This is a genomic window from Burkholderia sp. WP9 (assembly GCF_900104795.1).
Lineage (GTDB): Bacteria > Pseudomonadota > Gammaproteobacteria > Burkholderiales > Burkholderiaceae > Paraburkholderia.
In genome coordinates, this window is the sequence record NZ_FNTG01000001.1 from 4,369,873 (window position 1) to 4,394,833 (window position 24,961).

A 24,961-nucleotide genomic window follows, 5' to 3' on the forward strand; every position below is an offset into this window, starting at 1 on the left:
CACTAACCGCTTGCCCGCCGTCCGGCGGCGCTTCTGGAGGCAATCATGCATTCCCCGCTTGCGCTGGTTCGCGATCCCACGGCTGACACCGATGCGTCGCCGCGTGCCGCAGAACCCTTCGATGCACTGGAACATCTGGTCGGCGTGAATCTCGCCCGCTTGCGCGCCGAACGGCAACTGTCGCTCGACGCTTTGGCCCGCGCGTCCGGCGTGTCGCGTGCGATGCTCGCGCAAATCGAGTCGGCGCGCAGCGTGCCGTCCATCAAGGTGCTGTGCAAGGTGGCGGCTGCGTTGAAGGTGTCGGTGGCGGCTTTCTTGCGCCGTCATGCGACTAACGGCTTCGAGCATTTACCGGCGGAGCGCTCGTCGCGCGTCGTCAGTTCGAATGGGCGCTATTCGGCCCGGCCGCTTTATCCCGACGCCGAGCCGACCGCCGCCGAATTTCACGAACTGCGTATCGCGCCGTTGCACACCGAGGCCGGCACGCGCCGCGCGCCAGGCACGACGGTGAATCTGGTGGTGAGCGAAGGCACGCTGGAAGTCAGCGTGCACGATCAGCGCCAGTTGCTGGCCACCGGCGACGCGATCGTGTTCGACGCCGACCAGCCGCACAGCCTGCGCAATCCCGGCGACACGGAAGCGCGCGCGTTTCGCGTGACGCTGAAGGCGGAGACGCCGCCGCGCTGGGACGTGCCCGCGCACGGCGAGACCGCGCGCGAGGCCGCGCCGGTTTGATCACGTTTCGCAGACGGGTGAGCCAGAAATTGGGGATTTCCGTCTGATCAGTAGGGTTGCGCTGCATGGGCGGCGCGGCTGCTGTATGCTTTGCCAGCCGGTCGATCCGGCAATCAGTGCGTCTTCAGGGCGGGGTGAAATTCCCCACCGGCGGTATGCCGGCAGCGCGAAAGCGTGAGCCGGTGAGCCCGCGAGCGCCCGCGTCGTCAGTGTGTTTGGACCTGTGCAGCTGCGTTGCATGGGACCAGCGTAATCGCCAAAGCGATCACGCTGGTCGACACGGGGTCAGCAGATCTGGTGAGAAGCCAGAGCCGACGGTTAGAGTCCGGATGGAAGAAGATGTGCAGATAGTCATGTTCGTTTCCGTGGCGCCGCTTGCAGGTCCGGGCGGTGCGCGAACGCCGCCTGAAGCGGCGTTCAGCGGCGCGTCTTTGTCTGTTTGCAATGCCCTGAAACGTTTTTCGCCCAACTTTTGCGATGAGCGTTTCAACTATGTCTTTTGCTACTTTTCCTGCTCCGTCGACGATTGCGGATAGCGCATTCCTCGATCTCCCCTTGCTCGACACCGAGCCCGTTCCGCCACGTATCGCCGCCGCCTTGCAAGCCATGCGCGATGGCCGCGCCGTCGTGCTGCAAGACGACCACGACCGCGAGAACGAAGCCGATCTGATCGTCTCCGCCGAGCGTCTGTCCGTCGAAACCATGGCGTTGTTGATTCGCGAGTGCAGCGGCATTGTGTGCCTGTGCCTGCCGGACGAGAAGATCCGCGCGCTCGAATTGCCGCCGATGGCTGTCAACAACGAAAGCCGTCACGGCACCGCGTTCACCGTCTCGATCGAAGCGCGCGACGGCGTGACCACCGGCGTATCCGCACTCGATCGCGTGACGACGATTCGCGCCGCGATCGCCGATACGGCCAAGCCCGCCGATATCGTGCGCCCGGGCCATGTGTTCCCGTTGCGTGCGCAACCCGGCGGCGTGCTCGCCCGTCGCGGCCATACCGAAGGCACGGTGGACCTGGCGATTCTCGCGGGTCTGAAGCCGGCCGGTGTGCTGTGCGAACTGATGAACCCGGACGGCACGATGACGCGCGGCGCAGACGTGGAGCGCTTCGCCGCGCAACACAATCTGCCGATGCTGACCATTGCCGAACTGGTGGAGTTTCGTCAGGCGTTGGCGCAAGCGCGCGAATGCGTGGCTGACGAGGCTTAGTGCGGGAAGGGTGCGCGCGCGTGAGGTGAGGCGCGCACTCGCTCCAGTTCGGACGCAAAAAAGCCGGCTCTTCCAGCCGGCTTTCCAGTTGCCGCAAACGCCTACGTTCGTACGTCGCCGCGTACGCCGGCTCGACAGCCGGCTTATCCGATTGACGCGAACAAACTACGACTGCACGTCGCCGAACTCGCCGCGTACGCCGGCTTCGACCAGCGCGGGCAATTCGTCCATATGCTGCATGATGCGAGTCATACCCATCTTGCGAAGCGCGTCCGCGTAGCCATCGGGAATATGGCTCGCGCCGACGAAGGCGATCGTTTTCATACCCGCCGCGCGCGCGGCATTCAAACCCGCCACGCTGTCCTCCACCACCACACAGCGTGACGGCTCCACACCCAGCGTCTGAGCGGCGAACAGATAGACATCGGGATAAGGCTTCGGCCGGGCCACCTGTTCCGCGCTGAAAATACGCTCGCCGAAAATCTGCTGCAAACCCGCGCGCCGTACCGACGCGTTCACGCGCGCCATGCGGCTGTTCGAGACGACGGCGGCCGGCAACGTGACACGTTGCAAGGCATCGCGCACGCCGTTGATCGGGCTGAGCGAGGCTGCAAGCGCAATCTCGACGTTGTGTTCGATGGTGTCGAAAAAATTCGCGGGGAGCGTGATGTCGAACGACTTCTCGATGCCTTCGAGAAAACGCGACGTTTGTTGGCCAAAAGCCGTTTTGACGATGGGTTCGAAATCGAGGCCGGGAAACGTGGCGGTCAGCGTTTCGAACATGACGCGGTCAGCGATGATTTCGCTGTCGACGAGCACGCCGTCGCAGTCGCAAATGAGGTGGTCGATCATGGCTGAAAACGGAAAGCGAAGCGCATGGGCAAGGCAATTGCAAGCTTATGCGCGGAGAGTGAAAGCGTCATGATACGTGCTTTGGCGCCGCCTGCGCGGCGCCGCCGTTCTCCGTCACGGCTTCGGAACGTCCTGGGTGGGCGTTCGAGGCGGCTCTTGACTACGCCGTCAGATCAATGCGCGTGCAGATACAGATACAGGCACGCAGCCGCCGCGCCGCCCAGCAACGGACCGCACACCGGAATCCACGCATAGTGCCAATCGCTGTCGCGCTTGCCCGGAATCGGCAGCAGCGCATGCATCAGACGCGGCGACAGGTCGCGCGCGGGGCTCATTGCGTAGCCGGTCGGGCCGCCGAGCGAGATGCCGATGCCGAGGACCAGCAGGCCGACCGGCAGCGCATCGAGCGCGCCGAGGCCGACTTGCGGCGAAGCCAGATACAGCACGCCGAGAATCAGCACGAACGTGGCGATCATTTCGGTGAGCAGGTTATGCGGCACGCTGCGAATCGCCGGCGCGGTGCAGAACACGCCGAGCTTCACGTCGGCATCGCCTTCTTTCACGAAGTGCTGGCGATAGGCGACCCACACGAGCAGCGCGCCGGCCATGCCGCCGAGCATCTGCGCGGCCACATAGCCCGGCACTTTGGCCCACGCGAACTTGCCGGCCAGCGCGAGGCTGACGGTCACGACAGGATTCAGGTGCGCGCCGCTGAACGAAGCGGTGACATAGACGGCGATGAACACGGCCATCGCCCAGCCCATCACGATCACGATCAGGTCCGCGCCTTTGCCTTTGGTCCGCGCGAGCAGCACGTTGGCGACGGCGCCGTCGCCGAGCAGCACCACGAGCGCCGTGCCGATGAATTCTGCAATGTAAGGATGCATCGTTGGGTATCCGAAATATAGTTGTCAGGGAAGCCGCTGGATAAGCAGCTTCTTTATGTCGAGAGGCGAGTGTTAGAAAACCACGCTCAAGGCGTGTCGGCCCAAGCCTTTGCGGCGCGGATCGCGCGCTTCCAGCCGTCGAGGCATTCCTTCACGTCGGCATGCGGCAGCGCGGGGGTGAAGCGGCGGTCGAGCTTCCATTGGCTTTGCAGTTCGTCGACATCCTTCCAGTAGCCGACCGCGAGACCGGCCAGATAAGCCGCGCCCAACGCGGTCGTTTCCGACACCTTGGGGCGCACGGCGTCGACGCCGAGAATGTCCGCCTGGAATTGCATCAGCAGATTGTTCGCGCAGGCGCCGCCGTCCACTCGCAATTCGCCGATGCGAATGCCGGAGTCGGCTTCCATCGCCTTCAACACGTCGAGCGATTGATAGGCGATCGAGTCGAGCGCGGCGCGTGCGATATGCGCCGACGACGTGCCGCGCGTCACGCCGAACAGCGTGCCGCGAGCGCGTGCGTTCCAGTGCGGCGCGCCGAGACCGGCGAAGGCGGGCACCAGATACACACCGTCGCAATGCGGCACGCTGCGCGCCAGCGTTTCGATTTCAGCGGCGTTCTTGATGATGCCAAGGCCATCGCGCAGCCATTGCACCACGGCGCCGCCAATGAAAATGCTGCCTTCCAGCGCGTAATTGATCTGATCGCCGATCTGCCAGGCGATCGTGGTGACGAGATTGTTCTTCGATTCGATCGGCTTGTCGCCGGTATTCATCACGAGGAAGCAGCCGGTGCCGTAGGTGTTCTTCACCATGCCCGACTCGGTGCACATCTGGCCGAAGAGGGCAGCGTGCTGGTCGCCGGCGATGCCCGCGAGCGGAATCTTGGAAGCGAACACGGTGGTCTTGGTCGGCCCATACACTTCCGACGAAGCCCGCACTTCCGGCAGCATGCTGCGCGGAATGTCGAGCGCTTCGAGCAGCTCGTCGTCCCATTTCAGCGAGTGGATGTTGAACAGCATGGTGCGCGACGCGTTGGTGACGTCGGTGACGTGCAGGCCGCCCTTGGTGAAATTCCACACGAGCCAGCTATCGACGGTGCCGAATGCAAGGCGCCCCTGTTTGGCCTTTTCGCGCGCGCCTTCTACGTTGTCGAGAATCCAGCGGATCTTGGTCGCCGAGAAATACGAGTCGATCGGCAAGCCGGTTTTCGCGCGGACTTTTTCTTCGAGACCCTGCTCCTTCAACTGGTCGCAGAAGTCGGCAGTGCGGCGGTCCTGCCAAACGATCGCGTTATAGATCGGATGGCCGGTTTCGCGATCCCACACGATGGTGGTCTCGCGCTGATTGGTGATGCCGATCGCTGCGATCGAGGTGCCGTTCATGCCGGCGCGCGTCACGGCTTCAGCGGCGACGCCCGCCTGAGTCGACCAGATTTCCTGCGGATCGTGCTCGACCCAGCCCGGACGCGGGTAGATTTGCTGGAATTCCTTTTGAGCGGTCGACACGATATTGCCGAGCCGGTCGAACAGCATCGCGCGCGAGCTAGTGGTGCCTTGGTCAAGCGCGAGGATGTACTGATCCTGCATTGTCTCTTCTCCATGCGTTTTATGAATCGCCGGACGGGTAGCCGGCGACGGGAACGGCTTGTTGTTTTAAGCGGGCTGCAACACGTGTGACGATGCGGCCCAGCCTGGTCCAGCCGAGAGGTGAAGCGATCCGGTTCCTTCGGATGCAGCGGTGCGCTGCGTAGCGATATCTGACTATGCGCTCTGTCGCGCGGATTCGCGGGCGAACCACGTATCGATATCGCGTGTGATCGAATCGAGCGTGCCCGGTTCGACATGCAAGCCGAGTTTCGAACGGCGCCAGAGCACGTCCTGCGCGCTGCGCGCCCATTCGGTGTCGCGCAGATAAGTCAGTTCCGCTTCGTACAGGCCGGGCGCGAAAGCGCGGCCGAGATCGGCCACGGAGCGCGCGTTGCCGATGACATGCTTGGCACGTGTGCCGTAGGCGCGGGCAAGGCGGTGCGCCAGATCGGCCGGCAGCCACGCATGCTGCTGCTTGAATTCGCTGAGAAAGCGCTCGAAGTTGGCGTTCGGCATATCGCCGCCGGGCAACGGCGCACCGGCCGTCCATGACGACGCGCCGTTTTGCAGCGCTTGCGCGAGTTTGTCGACGGCTTCTTCCGCCAGTTTGCGGAAGGTCGTGATCTTGCCGCCGAACACCGAGAGCAACGGCGCTTCACCGGCAGGCGCGTCGAGTTCGAGCGAGTAGTCGCGCGTGACCGCCGACGGGTTGTCCGCGCCTTCCTCCTCGAGCAGCGGACGCACGCCTGAATAGGTCCAGCGCACGTCGGCGGGCGAGATCTTCTGCTTGAAATAGCGGTTGATCGAGTCGCACAGGTACTGCGTTTCTTCCGCGTTGATCGCCACTTTCGACGGGTCGTCGCGATACTCGAGATCCGTCGTGCCGATCAGCGTGTAATCGTGTTCGTAGGGAATCGCGAAGATGATGCGCTTGTCCGGATTCTGGAAGATATACGCGTGATCGTGCTCGAACAGCCGCCGCGTGACGATGTGACTGCCTTTCACGAGCCGCACGCTGTGCGACGCCGCGCGGCCGAGCGCACCTTGCAGCAGTTCGCCGACCCACGGGCCCGCGGCGTTCGCAATGGATGCGGCGCGCACGTCCAGAATCGTGCCGTCGTCGCGCTTGAGCTGGGCGCGCCATTCGCCGCCGGCGCGCACGGCGCTCAGCAGTTTCGTGCGCGTGAGGATTTTCGCGCCGCGCTCTTTGGCGTCCAGTGCGTTCAATACGACCAGACGCGCGTCGTTGACCCAGCCGTCCGAGTACACAAAACCGCGCTTGATCGAATCGACCAGCGGCACGCCCGCCGGATGGTTGCGCATCACAATGCCGCGCGAACCCGGCAGCAGTTCGCGTTTGGCGAGATGGTCGTACAGGAAAAGACCGGCGCGGATCAGCCAGGCCGGGCGCAGATCGGGCATGTGCGGCATCACGAAGCGCAGCGGCCACATGATGTGCGGCGCGGCGCGCAGCAGCGTTTCACGCTCCTGCAGGGCTTTGCGCACCAGCCCGAACTCGCGGTATTCCAGATAGCGCAGGCCGCCGTGAATCAGCTTGGTACTGGCCGACGACGTGTGCGCCGCCAGGTCGTCCTGTTCGCACAGCAGCACCGACAGGCCGCGGCCCGCCGCATCGCGAGCGATGCCGGCGCCGTTGATCCCACCGCCCACGACGAGCAAATCGTATCTTGAGCCTTGCGTCACCTGCTGTGTCCCCTGCGCTGTGTATCTGAGATATGAAAAGCCGTTTAGAAAATCTATCGAATCGATAGTGTTCGTTTTCGAACTTTAATGAACATATTCGAAAAAGTAAAGTTCGGATCGTTTGGCTGACCCTCTAACCGGTGTGCGGGTAGTGGCGCAACGCGCGGCCACGGACGATACTCTCGGCAGCAGCCATTTCGAGGTGAATTCATGCGTGGACTTTTGATGATCGGCGCCGCAGCGCTTCTCGCGGGATGCATCAGCTCGCCGAGCCTGACGGGAACGATGGGCGCACCGTCATTCGTGTCGTTGCAACAGATGTGCAGTGCCCAGACGGTCGACTACGGCAACGACGCGCAAGGCGTCTACGCGGCCATGTTCGATGCCTATGTGGCGAACCGGCATGGCAAGTTGTCGAAGGACGATTTCTGCGCGTTCCAGACGTCGATTGCGCAGCGTTACACGAGCCAGGGCACGAGCGCTGATCCGCAAGTACGCAATCAGTGGGTGACGTTCTTCATCGACCAGCGGGCCCGCGCGTTGAGCTGGCGCGCGGCTGTCGATCCGACCTTGCGCAACGGCTGAGATTCAAGCGGGGGCTGTGTTCCACAACGTTTGCTGCAGGTGGCTGAACGGATGCAAGTGTGGTTTGCGCTAGCCGCGCTGCGGCTGCGCGCCGCGCCATAACATGCGGCGAATCTGGGCGAATACGGCTTCGCGCGTCGGCGTATCGTGGACGGCCGGTTGCTGCGCCTGAGGCAGCGGCAACTGATTGGCTAGCGCCAGCATGGTGAAGCCATGCAGACTCGCCCAGTATGCGTAGCCGATCAACTGGGGATCGCCTTCCAGAATGCCCGCGGCCACGAGCCGCTCGAAGTGCGCGCCGAGCATGCGCCACGCGCGCTGCGAAGCGGCGGCGAGTTCCGGATAGACGCTGTCCCGTTGAGTCAAATCAAACATCAAACGGTAGGCATGCGGTTCGTCGAGTGCGAAAGCGACGTAGGCTTCGCTCACCAAAGAATGATCCGTTTCCGGGGCGGCTTTTGCTGCCGCTTCGAGGCGCGTTGCGAAGCGATTGAAGGCGGCCGCGCGGACCATCGCGAGAATCTCGTCCTTGTCGCGGAAGTAGCGATAGGGCGTCATGGCGCTGCACCCCAACTCCTTGGCCAGTTCGCGCATCGTCACGCCCTCCGCGCCGCGCGTGGCGAACGCGTCCTCGGCCACGCGCCGCATGGCCTCGCGAAATTGCTGGATGTCGTCGGGGGAAAGCGTTTTGGGCATGCGCGAAGGCAGAAGGTCCGTCGCGTCAATTTACTGCGTAAATGACTTGGGCACAATAAAGCGGACACGGGACGGCGTCCTGCTTTTCGCACGAATGGTGTCCGGGCCATCTCATCGCACCGCATGCACGCGCTGCTTGCCCGCGTCACCGCGCCGGACATCGACTGACAGTCCGGCGGTGAGACGCGGTAAAACCCGTTAAATCGCGGTAAGACCCGGAAAACTAGGAAAGTCGCTTGATGGCCCGCAATGCGCTATCGCCCGTTTCAGTCACGCGCCATTGTTCGTTGCCCGACGCGAGCCGTTCGAGTTGCACGAGCTGGCGTTCCAGCAGTGCGTCGAGTTCTTCTCGCTCCATGTCGACTTGATTGGGAGCGTCCTTGACGAGCAACAACGTGGCGAATTCATGCGGACTCAGCATCGTTCTCTCCATGTCAAGCAAACGCGGACGGCCTTGCCGGCAACTGGCTCAAACCAGTGAAGTCCGCAAAGAATCAGGCGGGAGGTACGGCTAACACGACAGTTTCACGCAACCGGCGCTACGCGGAACGCGCAATGCACGCCGGGGAACTGGAGTGTAGTCAACCGCACGTTAAACACCAAATCGGCCCCAGTAAATTTTCCCTTTGACAATTGGGCGTGTCAGCGGCGGTTGGGGGTCGCAGCCAGACTCTTGATTTCACTCGAAGTTTCCCGTGCGCTGCAACATGGCGGAGAACGCCTGGAATTATTCGGCGACATACACCTGGCAGTTGGCGGCGGTGAGCGTCTCGGTCATCTCGGCAGGCGGCGCCATGTCTGTGAACAACGCGTCGATCTGATCGAGATGGCCTTGACGGACCAGCGCGGGCCGGCCGAATTTCGAGTTGTCGGCGGCGAGGAAAACGGTGCGCGCATGCTGGATGATCGCCTCGGCCACGCGCACTTCGCGCGTATCGAAATCGCGCAGCGTGCCGTCGGGTTCGATGCTCGACGTGCCGATGATCGCGAAGTCCACCTTGAACTGCCGGATGAAATCGATCGCCAGTTCGCCGACGATCCCTTTGTCCCACGGCCGCACGATGCCGCCCGTCACCAGCACCTCGCAATCCGGATAGCCGCTCATCATGCTGGCGACGTTCAGGTTGTTGGTGATCACGCGCAGGCCGCGGTGGCGGTTGAGCGCGCGCGCTACTTCTTCGGTGGTGGTGCCGAGGTTGATGAAGAGCGAGGCCTGGTCGGGAATGTGAGTGGCCACTAGCGCTGCGATGCGCCGCTTCTCTTCATGGAACATGCGCTGACGCGCGGTGTAGGAGACGTTCTCGGAACTGGTCGGCAGGCTGGCGCCGCCGTGATAGCGGCGCAGCAGATTCATGTCGGCGAGCCAGTTGACGTCGCGGCGGATCGTCTGCGGCGTCACGTCGAAGTGGGCTGCGAGGTCGTCCACGGTCACGAAGCCGTCGCGTTGCACCCACTCCAGCAGTTCCTGTTGCCGGGCGTTGAGAGTCAGGCGGGGGTCTCGGGTCATGTGTCTCGGTTCGTGGGATTTTTGTCTGCGTGACCCGCTGCCGGCGCGTCAGGCTTGGCCAGTAAGCGGGTAATGCGTGAACGGGGTGAGCGTATTGTAAGACCATCGCGCGCCTTGTCTGCCAACTCGTGCGACATGCATAAGACGTGAGACGACGGTGCGGCGGCCGGCGAGACGCATTCAGGTTGTTTACGCATTTATTCAGTTCATAAATGAATTTGTTTTTTGGGTCGGATCACGATGCAATCCCGGGTTCTTCGTTTGATTCGTGCTTCGCCGGCGTTTTCCTGATTCGCCCGTTTCCGATGGTTCCGCGTTCCGCAAGCCGGGCCGCGCTTTCAAGAGTGTTCGACATGACTGGCTTCAACTGGCAAAACCCTTATCCGACGCCGCGTCTTCCTGTATTCGCGCGCAACATCGTTTCGACTTCGCATCCGCTCGCGGCGCAAGCCGGGCTGCGCATGCTCTGGAAGGGCGGCAATGCCGTCGATGCGGCCATTGCGGCAGCGGCCGCTATCACGGTGGTCGAACCGGTATCGTGCGGTTTGGGCGGCGACGCCTTCGCGCTGGTGTGGGACGGCAAGAAGCTGCATGGCCTGAACGCGTCGGGCGTGTCGCCGGCGGCATGGAACGTCGACTACTTCAAGCGCAAGTACGGCGAAGAAAACGGTCTCGCGAAGCAGCCCACGCGTGGCTGGGACGCGGTGACGGTGCCTGGCGTGATCGCCGGCTGGGAAGCACTGCATCAGAAATTCGGCACGCTGCCGTTCGCCGACCTGATGGAGCCGGCCATCGAGATCGCCGAGCGCGGTCATGCGGTGGCAAGCATCGTCGCCTATAAATGGGCCGCGGCCGTGCCGGAACTGAAGGACCTGCCGGGCTTCGCGCAAACCTTCATGCCGCGCGGCCGCGCGCCTGAAGTGAGTGAGCTGGTACGCTTTCCCGGCCACGCAAAGACACTGCGCAAGCTTGCCGAGCAAGGCCCGCGCGCGTACTACGAGGGCGAGATCGCCGAGCAGATCGCCGCGTTTGCGCGCGAAGGCGGCGGCGCGCTGACCACCGACGATCTGCGCAACTACAAAGCGGATTGGGTCGAGCCGATCGGCAAGGACTATCGCGGTTACACGGTGCACGAGATTCCGCCGAACGGGCAGGGCATTGCGGCGCTGATCGCGCTGGGCATCCTCGAAAAATTCGATGTGAAGGAACTGGCGGTCGACAACGTCGAGTCGCAGCACTTGCAGATCGAAGCCATGAAGCTCGCGTTCGCCGATGTCTATCGCTACGTGGCCGATCCGCGTTCGATGGAAGTCACGCCCGAGCAGATGCTTGATGACGCGTACCTGACCTCGCGCGCCAAGCTGATCGATCACAAGCGCGCCACGCAGTTCGACTTTGGCATGCCGAAGGCCGGCGGCACGATCTACATGTCGGTGGCGGACGAGCGCGGCATGATGGTCAGCTTCATCCAGTCGAATTACATGGGCTTCGGCTCGGGCATCGTGGTGCCGGACAGCGGCATCGCCATGCAGAACCGCGGTTGCGGTTTTTCGATGGACCCAAAGTCGCCGAACGTGGTGGAAGGCGGCAAGCGTCCGTTCCACACGATCATTCCGTCGTTCCTCACGCAGCAGGTGAACGGCCAGCAGGAAGCGGTGATGAGCTTCGGCGTGATGGGCGGCGACATGCAGCCGCAAGGTCATCTGCAATCCATCGTGCGGATGCTCGACTACGGTCAGCAGCCGCAGGCCGCGTGCGACGCGCCGCGCTGGAAGGTCAATCGCGACTTCACGATCGACATCGAGTCGACGCTCGATCCGAAGACCGCCGAGGCCTTGCAGAAGCGCGGCCACGTCATCAAATCGGTGGACGATCCGTACATGGACTTCGGCTCCGGCCAGTACATCTGGAAGCTCGATCGCAACGATCCGGAGCACGGCTATGTGGCGGCGAGCGACAGCCGCCGTGACGGGCTGGCCGCCGGGTTCTGAAAGCATCCACGCGCGCGGCGGCCGCCCATCGAGTCGGCCGCTTCGCTACGCGCGCAGCCACGCACGCGCGGCATCGTGCACGGAGTCGGCGGCGCGCGTGACCGACTGCCATTTCACGGCATCGCAACAATCAGAATTGCCGGACGCCAACGGCGCTTCCGGTACACCCGGCATCGGGCATCAGACCTCAGACAGGCAGGAGACTTCATGCAGACCCCCGCGTCGCCCACGGCGACAACTTCCGCTCATTCTCGATCGGCACCGCTTTCCAAAGCGATGGTGCGGCGGATCGTGTTTTCGTCGTCGGTCGGCAATGCACTCGAGTGGTTCGACTTTCTGGTCTACGGTTACTTCGCGACCATCATCGCCAAACAGTTTTTCCCGATGCAGGACGAGTGGCTCTCCACGCTGCTCGCCATCGCCACCTTCGGCATCTCGTTCCTCATGCGGCCACTGGGCGCGGTGGTGCTGGGCATCTACGGCGACCGCAAGGGACGCAAGGCCGCGCTGACGCTCGCCATCGCGCTGATGATGGTCGGCACCTTCACGATGGCCGTGATGCCGCCGTACGCGTCGATCGGCATTGCAGCGCCGATCCTGATTCTGCTCGCGCGGCTCGTGCAAGGCTTCGCGGTGGGCGGCGAGTTCGGCAGTGCGACGGCCTTCATGGTCGAACATAGCGCGTCGCGCCGCGGCTATTACGCGAGCTGGCAGTTCGCGAGCCAGGGGCTCGCCGCGATCACCGCGGCCGCGTTCGGCTCGCTGCTGACCGCGTGGCTGCCGTCCGAGCAACTGAATAACTGGGGCTGGCGCATTCCGTTCGTGTTCGGTTTGCTGGTCGGCCCGGTGGGCTATTACATCCGTTCGCACCTCGACGAGACGCCCGAGTTCCTGGCGCTGCGCGCCGCGCGTGAGGCGAGCGGCACTCGCGCGGCGGCGAGCGAAGAGAAGGACGCGTCGTTCGCCAGCCAGTGGGTCAACCTGCTGCTTGCCGTTGGCATCGTCGCGCAATCCACGGTGGGCGTGTACGTGCTGCAACTCTACATGCCGATGTACGCCGTCAAGCAATTGCATATGCCGGCGGCGGCATCGTTCGGCGTGGTGGTGCTCAATGGCGGCCTGCAGTTTCTGCTTTCGCCGGTGATGGGTGCGTTGTCCGATCGCATTGGCCGGATTCGCATCATGCTAACCACGTCGATCCTGATGGGGGCGCTGATCTATCCGATGTTCGCGCTGTTGCAGACTCATCCGACCATCGGCTGGCTGCTGCTGTTGCAGGGCACGGCGGGCATTTTCAAGGCCGCCTATTCCGGGCCGATGCCCGCCTTGATGTCCGAGATCTTTCCAACGCAGGTGCGCTCGACCGGTCTTTCAATCGCTTACAGCATCGGCGTGACGATCTTCGGCGGCTTCGCACCGACGATCGTCGAAACGTTCATTCACCTGACCGGCGACAAACTTGCGCCCAGCTACTACGTGCTGATTGCCGCGGTGCTGTCTGGCCTCTCGCTCATCGTCGTGGCCTGGCGCGTGCGCCGCGTCCGTGTGCCTCAAGGTGTACAGCCTGCCTGAGCGGCCAGGGCCGGTTGCTTCGAATCGGCACATCGCCCGGTCCTGCCAGTCCTCATCGACGATGATCGTCGCAGACTTAAGCCAGCTCTTCGAGCTGGCTTTTTTTCTGCCTCGCGCGCCGCGCTTTTATCCGACCGAATGTTTTGACTACCCGAAATTGGAACTGCCGCGTCTCGGCATGGTCTGTGCTGGGTTATCTGCAGAGTTGCGAAACACCGGCTAAGATGCAAGATACAAGGGGTTAACTCTAATCAAGGCGCTGTATCTGACACGGCGGACCGCTCGGGCGAGAGCGGGCTGTTTCGAGCATGCTCCACGAGTCGATACAGTTTTCGGAGCAAGACACGATGCACACAGAGCTGAACCATGTCATGCCTTGGCGGATCGAGGATATCGACCTCACCCGCATTGATCGGCAAAAGGCCGTCGCTAACGAAGATTTGCTGCTGCTGCTGTGCGCGTCTTCGTTTATTGAAAGCGGCTCCGATCTTTACACCAGCAATCTGAGTACGTTCTTTAACGGCGATCCTGAAGTCTCGGCCTGGCTCAACCAGGAGTGGGAGCCGGAAGAGTTGCAGCATGGCCGCGCGCTCAAGACGTATATCGCTTACGTGTGGCCGGAGTTCGACTGGGACACGGCATTTCGCAATTTCATGGAAGAGTACTCGCTGACCTGTTCGGTGGAGGACTTCGAGAAGACCCGCGCGCTCGAAATGGTCGCGCGCTGCGTGGTGGAGACCGGCACGGCTACGCTGTATCGCGCGATCGGCGAGTGCTCGGACGAGCCGGTGCTCAAGCAGATCACCGACAACATCCGCACCGACGAAGTCCGTCACTACAAGCACTTTTTCAAGTACTTCAAGAAGTACAACAGGATCGAAGGCAACGGCCGTCTCGCAGTGCTGGGCGCGCTGATGCGCCGCGTAATGGAGATCAAGAACGAAGACTCGGAGATCGCTTTGCGGCATGTCTTCGCGGTTCGTTATCCGGAACGCGTGCATGACTCGGCCTATAACCGCGAACGCGCGGCGCGTATCAATGCGCTGGTGCGGCGTAACCTGTCGGCGGATATGTGCGTGAAGATGCTGCTCAAGCCGCTCGATCTGCCGGCGAGGATTCAGCCGGGCGTGCATTACCCACTCGCCAAGATCACGCAGCACGTTTTTTTCCGCTGACCGCGCGGATCGGCCTGCCGTCGGCCTGCGTCGACGGCTCGCTTTGAAAATGGCCCGCTCGTGCGGGCCATTTGTTTTTCAAGGCATGATGCGTGATTGGCCACTTCCAACCGGATCGACATGATGAGCGATTCCCCCGCCTCCGAACGCCCGCTTGAACACAACGTGTTCGATGAATGGCCCGACGCCGTGCGCGCGTTGTTCGACGGTTCGTCGCTTGCGAGTAAGACGGGTTTTACCGCGTCGCTGCTGAGCGTCGATACGAATGGCCATGTGCGCACGTCGCTGCTTGGCGTCGGCGAGTTGTATGCGCCTGATTCGCGCACGCTATGCATCGCGTTGTGGCCGCAAGCGAGGGCGACGCGCGCCATTACGCAAAGCGGCCGGGCGGCACTGACCTTTGTTTGCGACGAAGCGTTTTATCAGGTGCAGCTGCTGATGACGCCGCTAGCGAGTGTTGCCGGCGATGCCAGCGGGCTCGTCTATCTGCACGGTTCGATTGACACGGCTGAGGCGCAAAGCGTTCGTTATGCGCGCCTGACTAGCGGCATTACGTTCGCCCTGGAAGGGGAGGGAAAGGCGGTGCTCGACCGATGGGAGTGGCAGATCGAACACCTGAAGCAAGCAGCGGCTGCTGCTGGCCGCTAGTCGTTGTTTGCGAGAAAGCGGCGGCCGATGTGGCCGCCGCTTGGAGGCTTGGCGCAGGGGCTTGGCGCAGGGGCTTAGCGCAAACCTCAACGCAAAACCTCAACGCCCGCGCTGGCCGCTGCGCGTGGGCTGGCCACCGCGCGGCGCGTCGTTGCGCGGCTTCGCGCCACCCAGCAACGCGCCCGGATTGCCGCCTTGCGGCTTCGCACCCTGCGGCTTACGCGGCGCATGCTGAGCGGCACTGCCTTCATGCGCGACGGCACGGGGCCGATCGTCGTGGCGCTGACCGTCACGACGCGCCTGGCCGCCGTTGCCGGTCGGCTTCGCACCCTGAGGCTTCGGTTGCTGCTGACCGTTCGCCGGGCGTTGACCCGAGCGTTGTGCCGGTTTCGCAGAACCGCCGCCATCGCGCCGTGCGTCGTCGCGCTTCGGTGCGCCTTGACCCTGACGCGGCGAGCGACCACCACCGCCGCCACCACCCTGGCCGCGGCGCAGGATCGGCTCCGGCTTCGCGGTCGGGTCCGGCTCGAAGCCGGCGATCACTTCCTGCGGCACCGGACGCTTGATCAGCTTCTCGATGTCCTTCAGCAATTGCAGTTCGTCGACGCACACCAGCGAAACCGCTTCGCCCGTCGCGCCTGCGCGGCCCGTACGGCCGATGCGGTGCACGTAGTCTTCCGGCACATTCGGCAGATCGTAGTTGACCACGTGCGGCAATTGATCGATATCGATGCCGCGCGCGGCGATGTCGGTCGCCACCAGCACCTGCAGCGTACCGTCCTTGAACTCGGCGAGCGCGCGGGTACGGGCCGACTGGCTCTTGTTGCCGTGAATCGCCAGCGAGTTGATGCCGTCCTTCGTCAACTGTTCAGCAAGGCGGTTGGCGCCGTGCTTGGTGCGCGTGAACACCAGCACCTGGAACCAGTTGTGCTGTTTGATCAGATGCGTGAGCAGTTCGCGCTTCTTGTCGCGATCCACCGGGTGAATCTTCTGCGCGACCGTTTCCGCCGTCGTATTGCGGCGCGCGACTTCGATCAACGCCGGCGAGTCGAGCAGATTGTCGGCGAGCGTCTTGATCTCGTCGGAGAAGGTGGCCGAGAACAGCAGGTTCTGACGCTTCGGCGGCAGCTTGGCGAGCACGCGCTTGATGTCATGGATGAAGCCCATATCGAGCATGCGGTCGGCTTCGTCGAGCACGAGAATCTCGAGATGCGACAGGTCGATGGTCTTCTGCTGCATGTGGTCGAGCAAACGGCCCGGCGTCGCGACGACGATGTCCACGCCGCTCCTCAACGCGCCGATCTGCGGATTGATGCCGACACCGCCGAACATCACGGTCGACTTCAGCTTCAGATACTTGCCGTAGGCGCGCACGCTTTCTTCGACCTGTGCGGCCAGCTCACGCGTGGGCGTGAGTATTAGCGCGCGCACCGCGCGCTTGCCCGAGCCGGTCGCAACGGCGGGCATGGAGTTCAGACGTTGCAAGATAGGCAACGTGAAGCCGGCGGTCTTGCCGGTGCCGGTTTGCGCACCGGCCAGCAGGTCGCCGCCATTGAGCACGGCGGGAATCGCTTGCGTCTGGATCGGAGTCGGCGTGGTGTAGCCAAGTTCGTGGACAGCGCGGACCAACGGTTCGGACAAGCCGAGAGAATCAAAAGACATAAAAGCTCTTTGCAATGCAGTTTCGCGAACGGCACACATGGGCCCAGGCAGGCATCAACGCGGCATGAACACACCCACATGGCATGTTCGAGGCCCGAAGCCCAGTTCCCGGTCGCAGAGAAATCGGCGGCACGCGGGAAGCGCGTGCCGAATGCTTCAACGCGCTATGCAGACACGTTGACTGGCCTTAAGTTGCATTTCGCCGCCGTGGGATGTCACGCGACGTAGCGCGCAACACTGACGAATTGACACAGACTGCCCGCCAGTACGAACAGGTGCCAGATACCATGTCCGTGCCGGATGCGCTCGTCGTTGATGAAGAAGTAGATGCCGGCGCTGTAGATGATCCCGCCGGCCACGAGCCAGGCGGTACCCGCTGCCGGTAAGGCATGCACCAGCGGGCGGACGGCAACGAGCGCGAGCCATCCCATCAACACATACAGCACCATCGAAACGCTGCGGGTGCGTCGCCCGAGCGTCAGTTCCTGCACGATGCCAAGGGCGGCAAGCCCCCAGCTTACGCCGAATAGCGACCAGCCCCACGGTCCGCGCAATGTGACTAGCGTGAACGGAGTGTAACTGCCGGCGATCAGCAGGTAGATCGCCGAATGGTCGCACTTCTGAAGAACCGCTTTCACGCGCGGACTGCGCACGCTGTGATAAAGCGTGGAGATAGCATACAGCACGAACAGCATCGCGCCGTAGACGCTGAAGCTGACCACCTTGTATGCGTCGCCGTCGAGTGCGCCCATCGTGACGAGCGTTGCAAGACCCGCCACCGACAGCACGGCGCCGACGAGGTGGGTAATGCTGTTGAAACGCTCACCGACATGCACGACTCTTTCCTCCTGCGCGGTTCATAAGGACCAGAACGTCCACATGATACCGGTCCTGAAAAAACGAAGGGCGCGGCCGCGAATTTCGCTGGCCGCGCCCCGGGTGCGACGAACGCTGCTTAGTCGAGCGGCGCCGAGCGCAGATCGGACACTTGCTGCGGCGACACGGCCGTACCGTGGTTGCCCCACGACATACGGATGTACGTCACAACGGCTGCCACTTCCTGATTCGACAACGCTTGCGCGAACGGCGGCATGCCGTACGGATGCGGGTTGGCGTCCGTGCTCGGCGGGTAACCGCCGTTCAGCACCATGCGGATCGGGTTGACCGCCGAAGGCATCTGGATCGACTGGTTGTTCGCGAGCGGCGGGAAGGCCGGCGGCATGCCGAGGCCATTTTCCGCGTGGCACTTCGCGCAGTTGTCAGCGTAGATCTTCTGGCCTTGCTTCAACAGTTCGCCGCCGAACTTCTCGGACGTTTCGAGCTGCAGCGGTTCCGGTGCTTCGCTCTTTTGCGGAATCGTCTTCAGGTACGTGGCCATCGCGTTGATGTCCTCGTCCGACATGTACTGCAGGCTGTTGTGAACTACTTCAGCCATCGGGCCGAACACCGCACCGCGGTTCGACACGCCGGTCTTCAGCAGATCGGCGATGTCTTTGGTTTCCCAGTCACCGAGGCCGGCTTCCTTGTTCGACGTGAGCGACGGCGCATACCAGTTCTGCAGCGGGATCAGGCCGCCGGCGAATGCCGCCGAATTGACCGGGCCGCCCATGGCGTTGATCGACGTATGGCACATGCCGCAATGGCCGAGGCCTTCGATCAGGTAGGCGCCACGGTTCCATTCGACCGACTTGGTCGGATCCGGCTTGTACTCGCCTTCACGGAAGAACAGCGTACGCCAGCCGATCAGCATGTTGCGCTGGTTGAACGGGAATTTCAGTTCGTGCGGACGGCTCGCCACGTTGACCGGCGTGACCGAACGCAGGTACGCGTAGATCGCGTCCGAGTCGGCGCGCGTGACCTTCGTGTAGCTCGTGAACGGGAAGCCCGGATACAGCAGGCTGCCGTCTTTCGAACGGCCGGTGTGCATGGCGCGGTAGAAGTCGTCCTGCGTCCACTTGCCGATACCGTACTGGTCGTCAGGCGTGATGTTCGGCGTGAACATCGTGCCGAACGGCGTAGCCATGGGCAGGCCGCCGGCGAATTGCTTGCCGCCGCGCACCGTGTGGCAGGCGATACAGTCGCCGGCGCGGGCGAGGTACTCGCCCTTCTTGATCAGCGCGGCCTGGTCGGCGGGCGTTGCCGCCATGGCCGTGCCGTTATGCAGGTTGTCGCCGCCCGACCACAGGACGGGAACGAGTGCGGCAGCCGCAACGACGACGACTGCCGAGAGGGCGAACAAAGACTTGCGTTTCATTTGAGTGTCTCTCCCGGTGCCTTATTGCGGTTCGCTGCCGCAGGCAAGCGGAGTCTTCATCGAGCGGGCCGGAGCCGGCACGGGGTTTTGTGGAGCCTGTTGCGTGGAAAGCCATGCGGCAACGGCGTTCACGTCTTCGTCAGTCAGGCGCGTGGCGATGGTGTGCATGCAATCAGGCGCAATGGCGTGACGCGAGCCCGAGCGCCATGCGCCCAGCTGCGCGCTGATGTAGTCGGAGTGCAGGCCAACCAGACCCGGAATAGCGGGTTGCATACCGGTCAACGTCTTGCCGTGGCAGGCCGCGCAAGCCGGAATCTGCTTCGAGGCGTCGCCGTTCAGCACGATCTGCTGGCCGCGCGCGAGCGTGCTCGACGACACCGTCGGCTTGGCCGGCGGCGGATACGGCGGACGCTGCTGCGAGAAGTACGTGGCGATCTGATGAAGGTAGTCGTCCGAGAGATACGTGACGAGGTAGTTCATGGGCGGGTACTTGCGGCGCCCTTCGCGGAAGTTCTGCAACTGGTTGTACAGATAGTCGGCCGGCTTGCCCGCGAGGCGTGGGAAGTAGTCGTTGTCGGTACCTTGGCCGTGAGTGCCGTGGCAGGCCGTGCAACCTTGCACGCGCGCTTCCATCGTGTCGGGGGCCTTCGGTTGAGTCTGCGCTTTCGCAGCGCTATAGACACCCGCGGAGCCGATCAGCAGAAGGGCGAGCAGCGGGCGGAAAATGCGTCTTGAAGACACGCGTAACTCCATCAAAATCGGGGACCTGACCGAACTTCGAGCGGCTCGGTGTGAAGGGCAGCCGGCGCTGCGGCGACGCAGCATTCTATCATCGAAGGGTGATGGTGACTATTTGAGACATTAGAGGAGGTTCCGGCTGTCACCACCATGCGACAGTTTGACGCGCAGGGCTGCTTCGGACTACCTGTCGATCATCTCAATTTTGCCTGAGCAATCAAAGGCACAAGCGGCTAACGCGGGCGATCTATCAACAAAGCAGGTTGAACCGACGCCCGCGCGAACCATCGAAGCGTACACTTCCGGGCGCGCCGGCCCTATCCGGCCTGGATGCGCCCGGGTTGACGCCCACCGTTCTCCTGATCATCCGCTATCGGCCATACATGAAGCTACTCCATTTTTCCCGTCCGGCGCTACGAGCGTCGATGCTCGGCGTCGCGGCGCTGGTTGCGGCGTCCACCGCATTCGCCCATGCGCACCTGGCATCGAGCGTACCGGCGGCAAACGCCGAAGTCGTTGCGCCCACGGAAGTGACGATCCGTTTCACCGAGCCGCTCGAGCCGGCTTTCAGCAAGATCGCCCTTGCCGACGCGAGCGGTAACACGGCCGCGCAGGTTTCGTCGCAAGTCGACGGGGGCGACGCCAAGGTCATGCGTCTGCCGCTGCCGCAGTTGAGCGCCGGCCGCTATGCGGTGCATTGGACGGCGGTAGCGACAGACGGCCACCGTACCCAGGGCAACTTTACGTTCATCGTCAAATGAGCATCGACGCACTCTGGATCGGGCAGGTCGCCATGGCCGCGCTCATGAACATTGCGTTCGCGTTTGCCGTCGGTTCGGCGTTGCTCGGCGCGTGGCTCGCGAAGGACGCCCAGCAGAAGGTCTCGCCCGCGCGCCTCGCCTGGTTGCGCGCGCAACGCTCGATGCTGACCGCCACGGTCGTGCTGGTGCTTGCGGATCTCGGCTGGCTCCTGTATCAGGCGGCGTCGATGAGCGGCGTCGGCTTGCCGGCCGCGCTCGGCGTGGTGCCGACCGTGCTCACGCAAACCCACGTCGGCTATGGCTGGAGCCTTGCGTTTGCCGGCGCGCTGGTGCTGCTCGGCACGGCCATGACCAGTCATACCGGTATGCTGCGCAACGCGCTGCTGTGGCTGGCCGTGATCGCGGTGGCCGCGGGCAAGGCGTCGCTCGGGCATGCGGCCGATGCCGGGCCGGCCTCGGCCGCTGTCGCCATGCAAACGCTGCACGTGCTCGTCACCACCGTGTGGGGCGGGCTGGCCATGGCGGCGGGGCTCGCGGTTCTGCCGGCGCTCGGCACCTCGACCGCGCGCGGCATGTTGATCCGCACGGCGACGCAGGTGTCGAATGTATCGGTGGTGGCGGTCGCGCTGGTGCTGCTCTCCGGCATCTTCAACGCGGTGCGCGGTTCGGGCGGCTCGTTCGAGGCGATCGAACTCAGCACGTGGGGTCATGTGCTGATGCTCAAGCTCGCGCTTATCGCGCTCGCGCTGGTGCTCGGCGGACTCAACCGCTTTTCGGCGCTGCCGCGTCTGCGCCGGACGGCCTCGACAATGGACGCCCATACCTTCGTCAACGTCCTGTATCTGGAAGCGTTGGCAATGATCGGCGCGTTCGTCGCGGCGGCCGCGTTGTCGCATAGCGTGCCGGCGTTTGCCGCGCTCGGTTGACCCCTCGGCGCGGGATGAGCCGCAAGACGAGTCGTAAAAGAGCCGCAAAACGGGTCGCAAAAATTGGCCGCAAGATGGGCCGCAAAACCGGCCGCAAAACGAGCGACGCGGCTGCCGCCATCTGAGCGCCGTGCGTGTCCGCGGTGACTCAAGTCTGCGACGGCCCGCAGGCGCCCTGAACGTCAAAAAAAGCGCCGCACGTTAAAAGCGTGCGGCGCAATACACACGGTCGCCCGGCGGTGGCCGGCAATCCGCTACTGCTCTTCAGGCGGCAAGCGCGTGGCTCGCCCGTTCCAGGGTCTCCTCCGGAAACATCTCCTGCTGCAAGTCGCCAGCCGCGTTGAACCACTGGCAGATCAGCCAGTTGCCCGACGCGAACAGTACGGGCCCGCTCCAGGTCACGGTCATCGGACGGCCGCCCGATTTGAGCTTCAGCACGTCGCCCGCTCGATATGCGGGTCTCGCCCGCCTCCTGAGCCGCTTGGCCAGCCGCATGATCAGCCTCCGATTATTCGAGGCCGAGCCGATGTCCGAGGATCGGCGCGCAAAAGAGTGCGATGGCACAGCCCGCGGCTTTGCCTTCGAGTTCGGCTCCCGCGGCGCGCATACCGTATGTATGCGTCATGAGATCGAATAGTTGCGGCAGACAGTAGACCGCCGCGGCGCCGATAAAGCATTTCTCGACGACCGAGATGCGCCAGCCGCGTTCGTATGCCAGCGCCGCGCCGATGATGCGCAGCACGCCGAACATCACCAGCGCGCCGACGGCGGCCTGTTCGCGCAGCAGATAGTCCGGAAGGAATTCGCCCATGATGTACCCCGATGCATTTGTCGTTTGAATGCATTTGAGCAAGGAGTGGGCCATGCGTATGTCCGATGCCGAACAGATCGCGTGAAAGCCTTTCTGGGTAAGGCTTTGCGAGGATAGCGCCAAGGTGGGAAAGGGTCGCAAAACGCCTGTTTCAGTCCGTTCGGTCCGGGATGTTACGTTACTGCGACGCTGCGCGCGTCACGTCGACGTAACGCGTCAGCCGTGCCTTATGGAGGCGCAAAGGTCGGAACGCAAATACAAAAGCACAAAGGCCGAAGCGCGAATAACAAAGTGCGAATGCCAAAGCGCGTCCGCGAAATAAAAAACGCCGCCCAAAAAAGGGCGGCGTGCCGTCACGATTACCATTCGGCGACGCTGCCGTCCTCGTGGCGCCACACCGGATTGCGCCAGCGATGGCCGACCTTCGCCATCTCCCGCACTTTCTCTTCGTTGACCTCGATACCGAGGCCCGGACCTTGCGGAATCGACACGAAGCCGTCTTCGTATTTGAAGACTTCCGGATTCTTGATGTAGTCCAGCAGGTCGTTGCCCTGGTTGTAGTGAATGCCGAGGCTCTGCTCCTGGATGAACGCGTTGTAGCTCACCGCATCGATCTGCAGGCAGGTTGCCAGCGCGATCGGGCCGAGCGGGCAATGCAGCGCGAGCGCGACGTCGTAGGCTTCGGCCATCGATGCGATCTTGCGGCACTCGGTAATGCCGCCCGCGTGCGACGCGTCCGGCTGAATGATGTCGACGTAACCGCCCGACAGAATGTGCTTGAAGTCCCAGCGCGAATACAGGCGCTCGCCCAGCGCGATCGGCGTGTTGGTCTGGTTGACGATGTCGCGCAGCGCCTCGGCGTTTTCCGACAGCACCGGCTCTTCGATGAAGAGCAGCTTGTACGGGTCGAGTTCTTTCGCCAGCACCTTCGCCATGGGCTTGTGCACGCGGCCGTGGAAGTCCACGCCGATGCCGATGTTCGGTCCGACCGCCTCGCGCACCGCCGCCACGTTGTTGATAACGCCTTGCACCTTGTCGAAGGTGTCGATGATCTGCAACTCTTCGGAGCCGTTCATCTTCACGGCCTTGAAGCCGCGTTCGACCACGGCGCGCGCGTTATTGGCCACGTCGCTCGGACGGTCGCCGCCGATCCACGAATACACCTTGATCCTGTCGCGCACCTGGCCGCCGAGCAGCGCGTGAATCGGCACGCCGTGATGCTTGCCCTTGATGTCCCACAGCGCCTGGTCGACGCCGGCGATCGCGCTCATCGTGATCGGGCCGCCACGGTAGAAGCCTGCGCGGTACATCACCTGCCAGTGGTCTTCGATCAGCAGTGGGTCCTTGCCGATCAGATAGTCGGACAGTTCTTCCACGGCCGCCGCCACTGTATGCGCGCGGCCTTCCACCACCGGCTCGCCCCAGCCGACGATGCCTTCGTCGGTTTCGATTTTCAGGAAGCACCAGCGCGGTGGAACGATGAAGGTTTCGAGCTTGGTGATTTTCATGGTGTACGTCTCCTGTGTGTCGGCCGGAGTTAGCGCTTTAGCGCTTACTCCGGCCCCATGCAAAGCACGGCCGGAGTTAGCGCTTTAGCGTTTACTCCGGCCCCATGCGAGGCATCGGTCTGGTGAGCGGTTTAGCGCTCCCTCGTCCCATGCGGAATATTTGAGGATTCACATGCTACAACAAAAGCGCATCTAAGTACTATTAATAGTACTATTCGCCAGATAGTGGAGAGACCCCGCCTCGACACGACGTAGCCGAAGCCGGTGATTTCAAGGTGGAGATACCCGATAATCGCGCTCTTTTCCGGGCTTAGTTTCAATATCGATAGCGCCGCAAGGCCGCTGGGAGAAAGCTATTCAGCATGATCTGCATGGGCGTGTGGCCCATCTGCTGGCCACCGCGATTCTGCGCGGCGATTACGCGCCCGATTCGATCCTGCCGCGCGAAGCGGAGTTGATGGAGACCTTCGGCGTGAGTCGCACGGTGTTGCGCGAGGCGTTGCGTACGCTCACTTCGAAGGGCTTGATCGAATCACGTCCGCGCGTGGGCACGCGCGTGCGTCCGAAACATGCGTGGAACCTGCTCGATGCCGACGTGCTCGACTGGTACTCGCGGGTCGCCGAGCCGATGGCGTTCGCACTCAAGTTGCAGGAAATGCGCGAGATGATCGAGCCGTATGCCGCGGGTCTCGCGGCGGACTCGCACACGGACGTCACCTTCCACGCACTCGCGGCGGCTCATGCGGCTATGGTGTCCGCGCGCAATGTCGACGAATGGGTGCGCGCCGATCTGCAGTTTCATTTGAGCGTGCTGATTGCGTGCAGCAATGAGTTGCTGATTCCGCTCGGTACGCTGATCGAGCGCACGCTCGAAGCGCAACTGCGTCTGAATGCAAAACGCGCGGACGTGTTCAATGCATCGCTGGCCGAGCATACGGCGGTATTCGAAGCGATTCGTGATCGCGATGCCGCCGCAGCGCGTACGGCGATGGCGGGACTGTTAGGTGTGACACGCGCGCGGATCGAGGCCTAGGCGGCCCGCGGCGCTGCACGTAGGGTCACGCGGCGGTGATGGTTCAGCGGCCGCGCCAGAACGTTTCTCGGTTGCCGGTTCGGAGCCCGCCGGACTCGGGGCGACATGCCAGCCGCCG

General features: G+C 63.2%; 25 protein-coding genes and 1 riboswitch. Of the genes, 11 read left to right on the forward strand and 14 right to left on the reverse strand.

The genetic code is table 11. The annotated features are described in order from the left end of the window. Nucleotides 1–45: 45 nt before the first annotated feature. From BLW71_RS19495 to ribB, 3 genes are all read left to right on the forward strand, one after another. Nucleotides 46–735 (forward strand): helix-turn-helix domain-containing protein, encoded by a 690-nt coding sequence (locus BLW71_RS19495; protein WP_091799260.1) that lies wholly within the window; start codon nucleotides 46–48, stop codon nucleotides 733–735. 116 nt (nucleotides 736–851) lie between these two features. Then, a riboswitch (FMN riboswitch) is annotated at nucleotides 852–1,080 on the forward strand. After that, complete coding sequence (locus tag BLW71_RS41705) at nucleotides 1,065–1,271, forward strand: hypothetical protein (protein WP_177205068.1); 207 nt, start codon at nucleotides 1,065–1,067, stop codon at nucleotides 1,269–1,271. (Overlaps the previous riboswitch by 16 nt.) After that, nucleotides 1,228–1,947, forward strand: a complete 720-nt coding sequence (ribB, locus tag BLW71_RS19500; protein WP_091799263.1) for a 3,4-dihydroxy-2-butanone-4-phosphate synthase — start codon at nucleotides 1,228–1,230, stop codon at nucleotides 1,945–1,947. The genes BLW71_RS41705 and ribB overlap by 44 nt, the downstream gene beginning before the upstream one ends. 165 nt (nucleotides 1,948–2,112) lie before the next feature. On the opposite strand, the gene BLW71_RS19505 is transcribed toward ribB, so the two are convergent. The 4 genes from BLW71_RS19505 to glpD all read right to left on the reverse strand — a co-directional run bounded on the left by BLW71_RS19505 (nucleotide 2,113) and on the right by glpD (nucleotide 6,976). Further along, nucleotides 2,113–2,799 (reverse strand): HAD family hydrolase, encoded by a 687-nt coding sequence (locus BLW71_RS19505; RefSeq protein ID WP_091799266.1) that lies wholly within the window; start codon nucleotides 2,797–2,799, stop codon nucleotides 2,113–2,115. A gap of 173 nt (nucleotides 2,800–2,972) precedes the next feature. Further along, the gene (locus BLW71_RS19510; RefSeq protein ID WP_091799269.1) at nucleotides 2,973–3,686 is read right to left on the reverse strand and encodes an MIP/aquaporin family protein; all 714 of its coding nucleotides are present in this window, start codon (nucleotides 3,684–3,686) and stop codon (nucleotides 2,973–2,975) included. A gap of 86 nt (nucleotides 3,687–3,772) precedes the next feature. Next, complete coding sequence (gene glpK / locus BLW71_RS19515) at nucleotides 3,773–5,272, reverse strand: glycerol kinase GlpK (RefSeq protein ID WP_091799272.1); 1,500 nt, start codon at nucleotides 5,270–5,272, stop codon at nucleotides 3,773–3,775. Nucleotides 5,273–5,446: 174 nt separating this feature from the next. Beyond that, nucleotides 5,447–6,976 carry a glycerol-3-phosphate dehydrogenase gene (gene glpD / locus BLW71_RS19520; RefSeq protein ID WP_091799275.1) on the reverse strand — a complete coding sequence of 510 codons (1,530 nt, stop codon included), beginning with the start codon at nucleotides 6,974–6,976 and terminating at the stop codon, nucleotides 5,447–5,449. A 210-nt stretch (nucleotides 6,977–7,186) separates the two neighbouring features. Between glpD and BLW71_RS19525 the strand changes: the two genes are divergently transcribed. Then, nucleotides 7,187–7,561, forward strand: coding sequence for a hypothetical protein (locus tag BLW71_RS19525; protein WP_091799278.1), 375 nt, complete (start codon nucleotides 7,187–7,189; stop codon nucleotides 7,559–7,561). Nucleotides 7,562–7,630: 69 nt separating this feature from the next. Here BLW71_RS19525 and BLW71_RS19530 read toward each other — a convergent pair whose 3' ends face one another. The 3 genes from BLW71_RS19530 to BLW71_RS19540 form a co-directional block, all read right to left on the reverse strand. Beyond that, entirely contained in the window at nucleotides 7,631–8,257 is a 627-nt protein-coding gene (locus BLW71_RS19530) for a TetR/AcrR family transcriptional regulator (RefSeq protein ID WP_091799281.1), read from the reverse strand. A gap of 223 nt (nucleotides 8,258–8,480) precedes the next feature. Continuing rightward, nucleotides 8,481–8,678: a hypothetical protein gene (locus tag BLW71_RS19535; protein WP_177205069.1), complete on the reverse strand. Its 198-nt coding sequence runs from the start codon at nucleotides 8,676–8,678 to the stop codon at nucleotides 8,481–8,483. Nucleotides 8,679–8,984: 306 nt separating this feature from the next. Continuing rightward, complete coding sequence (locus BLW71_RS19540) at nucleotides 8,985–9,764, reverse strand: DeoR/GlpR family DNA-binding transcription regulator (RefSeq protein WP_091799287.1); 780 nt, start codon at nucleotides 9,762–9,764, stop codon at nucleotides 8,985–8,987. Nucleotides 9,765–10,117: 353 nt separating this feature from the next. Here BLW71_RS19540 and ggt point away from each other — a divergent pair, with 353 nt between their 5' ends. The 4 genes from ggt (at nucleotide 10,118) to BLW71_RS19560 (ending at nucleotide 15,150) form a co-directional block, all read left to right on the forward strand. Beyond that, nucleotides 10,118–11,755, forward strand: coding sequence for a gamma-glutamyltransferase (gene ggt / locus BLW71_RS19545; protein ID WP_091801016.1), 1,638 nt, complete (start codon nucleotides 10,118–10,120; stop codon nucleotides 11,753–11,755). A gap of 207 nt (nucleotides 11,756–11,962) precedes the next feature. Beyond that, nucleotides 11,963–13,327: an MFS transporter gene (locus BLW71_RS19550; protein WP_091799290.1), complete on the forward strand. Its 1,365-nt coding sequence runs from the start codon at nucleotides 11,963–11,965 to the stop codon at nucleotides 13,325–13,327. Between the two features lie 347 nt (nucleotides 13,328–13,674). Then, a complete protein-coding gene (locus BLW71_RS19555) occupies nucleotides 13,675–14,502 on the forward strand; it encodes a ferritin-like domain-containing protein (RefSeq protein ID WP_091801020.1) in 828 nt (275 codons plus the stop codon). Nucleotides 14,503–14,625: 123 nt separating this feature from the next. Then, nucleotides 14,626–15,150 (forward strand): hypothetical protein, encoded by a 525-nt coding sequence (locus tag BLW71_RS19560; RefSeq protein ID WP_091801023.1) that lies wholly within the window; start codon nucleotides 14,626–14,628, stop codon nucleotides 15,148–15,150. A gap of 99 nt (nucleotides 15,151–15,249) precedes the next feature. Here BLW71_RS19560 and BLW71_RS19565 read toward each other — a convergent pair whose 3' ends face one another. The 4 genes from BLW71_RS19565 to BLW71_RS19580 form a co-directional block, all read right to left on the reverse strand. Further along, nucleotides 15,250–16,812: a DEAD/DEAH box helicase gene (locus BLW71_RS19565; RefSeq protein ID WP_091799293.1), complete on the reverse strand. Its 1,563-nt coding sequence runs from the start codon at nucleotides 16,810–16,812 to the stop codon at nucleotides 15,250–15,252. Between the two features lie 215 nt (nucleotides 16,813–17,027). Next, nucleotides 17,028–17,648 (reverse strand): PAQR family membrane homeostasis protein TrhA, encoded by a 621-nt coding sequence (gene trhA, locus BLW71_RS19570; protein ID WP_091799296.1) that lies wholly within the window; start codon nucleotides 17,646–17,648, stop codon nucleotides 17,028–17,030. 119 nt (nucleotides 17,649–17,767) lie between these two features. After that, nucleotides 17,768–19,066, reverse strand: a complete 1,299-nt coding sequence (locus tag BLW71_RS19575) for a c-type cytochrome (protein WP_091799299.1) — start codon at nucleotides 19,064–19,066, stop codon at nucleotides 17,768–17,770. A 21-nt stretch (nucleotides 19,067–19,087) separates the two neighbouring features. Then, complete coding sequence (locus BLW71_RS19580) at nucleotides 19,088–19,819, reverse strand: c-type cytochrome (RefSeq protein WP_012434267.1); 732 nt, start codon at nucleotides 19,817–19,819, stop codon at nucleotides 19,088–19,090. Between the two features lie 368 nt (nucleotides 19,820–20,187). On the opposite strand from BLW71_RS19580, the gene copC reads away from it, so the two are divergent. Next, entirely contained in the window at nucleotides 20,188–20,565 is a 378-nt protein-coding gene (copC, locus tag BLW71_RS19585; RefSeq protein ID WP_091801026.1) for a copper homeostasis periplasmic binding protein CopC, read from the forward strand. Then, the gene (locus BLW71_RS19590; protein WP_091799303.1) at nucleotides 20,562–21,491 is read left to right on the forward strand and encodes a CopD family protein; all 930 of its coding nucleotides are present in this window, start codon (nucleotides 20,562–20,564) and stop codon (nucleotides 21,489–21,491) included. Before copC ends, BLW71_RS19590 begins: the two co-directional genes overlap by 4 nt. Before the next feature lie 264 nt (nucleotides 21,492–21,755). Here the strand turns inward: BLW71_RS19590 and BLW71_RS19595 are convergent, their stop codons facing one another. From BLW71_RS19595 to dgoD, 3 genes are all read right to left on the reverse strand, one after another. Then, nucleotides 21,756–21,929: a YodC family protein gene (locus BLW71_RS19595; protein WP_286162025.1), complete on the reverse strand. Its 174-nt coding sequence runs from the start codon at nucleotides 21,927–21,929 to the stop codon at nucleotides 21,756–21,758. Nucleotides 21,930–21,999: 70 nt separating this feature from the next. Further along, nucleotides 22,000–22,302: a hypothetical protein gene (locus tag BLW71_RS19600; RefSeq protein ID WP_091799309.1), complete on the reverse strand. Its 303-nt coding sequence runs from the start codon at nucleotides 22,300–22,302 to the stop codon at nucleotides 22,000–22,002. 359 nt (nucleotides 22,303–22,661) lie between these two features. After that, nucleotides 22,662–23,810 carry a galactonate dehydratase gene (dgoD, locus tag BLW71_RS19605; protein WP_091799312.1) on the reverse strand — a complete coding sequence of 383 codons (1,149 nt, stop codon included), beginning with the start codon at nucleotides 23,808–23,810 and terminating at the stop codon, nucleotides 22,662–22,664. 355 nt (nucleotides 23,811–24,165) lie between these two features. On the opposite strand from dgoD, the gene BLW71_RS19610 reads away from it, so the two are divergent. Next, a complete protein-coding gene (locus BLW71_RS19610) occupies nucleotides 24,166–24,843 on the forward strand; it encodes a FadR/GntR family transcriptional regulator (RefSeq protein ID WP_353615891.1) in 678 nt (225 codons plus the stop codon). The last annotated feature ends 118 nt before the right edge of the window (nucleotides 24,844–24,961 follow it).

Excerpts from the sequence above, each read along its gene's own strand:
- BLW71_RS19565 (WP_091799293.1), bottom strand. The coding sequence starts at position 16,812 with ATGTCTTTTGATTCTCTCGGCTTGTCCGAACCGTTGGTCCGCGCTGTC.
- BLW71_RS19535 (WP_177205069.1), bottom strand. The coding sequence starts at position 8,678 with ATGCTGAGTCCGCATGAATTCGCCACGTTGTTGCTCGTCAAGGACGCT.
- glpK (WP_091799272.1), bottom strand. The coding sequence starts at position 5,272 with ATGCAGGATCAGTACATCCTCGCGCTTGACCAAGGCACCACTAGCTCG.
- BLW71_RS19550 (WP_091799290.1), top strand. The coding sequence starts at position 11,963 with ATGCAGACCCCCGCGTCGCCCACGGCGACAACTTCCGCTCATTCTCGA.
- BLW71_RS19575 (WP_091799299.1), bottom strand. The coding sequence starts at position 19,066 with ATGAAACGCAAGTCTTTGTTCGCCCTCTCGGCAGTCGTCGTCGTTGCG.
- BLW71_RS19495 (WP_091799260.1), top strand. The coding sequence starts at position 46 with ATGCATTCCCCGCTTGCGCTGGTTCGCGATCCCACGGCTGACACCGAT.
- BLW71_RS19560 (WP_091801023.1), top strand. The coding sequence starts at position 14,626 with ATGAGCGATTCCCCCGCCTCCGAACGCCCGCTTGAACACAACGTGTTC.
- BLW71_RS41705 (WP_177205068.1), top strand. The coding sequence starts at position 1,065 with ATGGAAGAAGATGTGCAGATAGTCATGTTCGTTTCCGTGGCGCCGCTT.
- BLW71_RS19590 (WP_091799303.1), top strand. The coding sequence starts at position 20,562 with ATGAGCATCGACGCACTCTGGATCGGGCAGGTCGCCATGGCCGCGCTC.
- BLW71_RS19525 (WP_091799278.1), top strand. The coding sequence starts at position 7,187 with ATGCGTGGACTTTTGATGATCGGCGCCGCAGCGCTTCTCGCGGGATGC.
- BLW71_RS19505 (WP_091799266.1), bottom strand. The coding sequence starts at position 2,799 with ATGATCGACCACCTCATTTGCGACTGCGACGGCGTGCTCGTCGACAGC.
- dgoD (WP_091799312.1), bottom strand. The coding sequence starts at position 23,810 with ATGAAAATCACCAAGCTCGAAACCTTCATCGTTCCACCGCGCTGGTGC.
- ggt (WP_091801016.1), top strand. The coding sequence starts at position 10,118 with ATGACTGGCTTCAACTGGCAAAACCCTTATCCGACGCCGCGTCTTCCT.
- BLW71_RS19555 (WP_091801020.1), top strand. The coding sequence starts at position 13,675 with ATGCACACAGAGCTGAACCATGTCATGCCTTGGCGGATCGAGGATATC.
- copC (WP_091801026.1), top strand. The coding sequence starts at position 20,188 with ATGAAGCTACTCCATTTTTCCCGTCCGGCGCTACGAGCGTCGATGCTC.
- ribB (WP_091799263.1), top strand. The coding sequence starts at position 1,228 with ATGTCTTTTGCTACTTTTCCTGCTCCGTCGACGATTGCGGATAGCGCA.
- BLW71_RS19510 (WP_091799269.1), bottom strand. The coding sequence starts at position 3,686 with ATGCATCCTTACATTGCAGAATTCATCGGCACGGCGCTCGTGGTGCTG.
- BLW71_RS19540 (WP_091799287.1), bottom strand. The coding sequence starts at position 9,764 with ATGACCCGAGACCCCCGCCTGACTCTCAACGCCCGGCAACAGGAACTG.
- BLW71_RS19530 (WP_091799281.1), bottom strand. The coding sequence starts at position 8,257 with ATGCCCAAAACGCTTTCCCCCGACGACATCCAGCAATTTCGCGAGGCC.
- BLW71_RS19600 (WP_091799309.1), bottom strand. The coding sequence starts at position 22,302 with ATGGGCGAATTCCTTCCGGACTATCTGCTGCGCGAACAGGCCGCCGTC.
- BLW71_RS19580 (WP_012434267.1), bottom strand. The coding sequence starts at position 19,819 with ATGGAGTTACGCGTGTCTTCAAGACGCATTTTCCGCCCGCTGCTCGCC.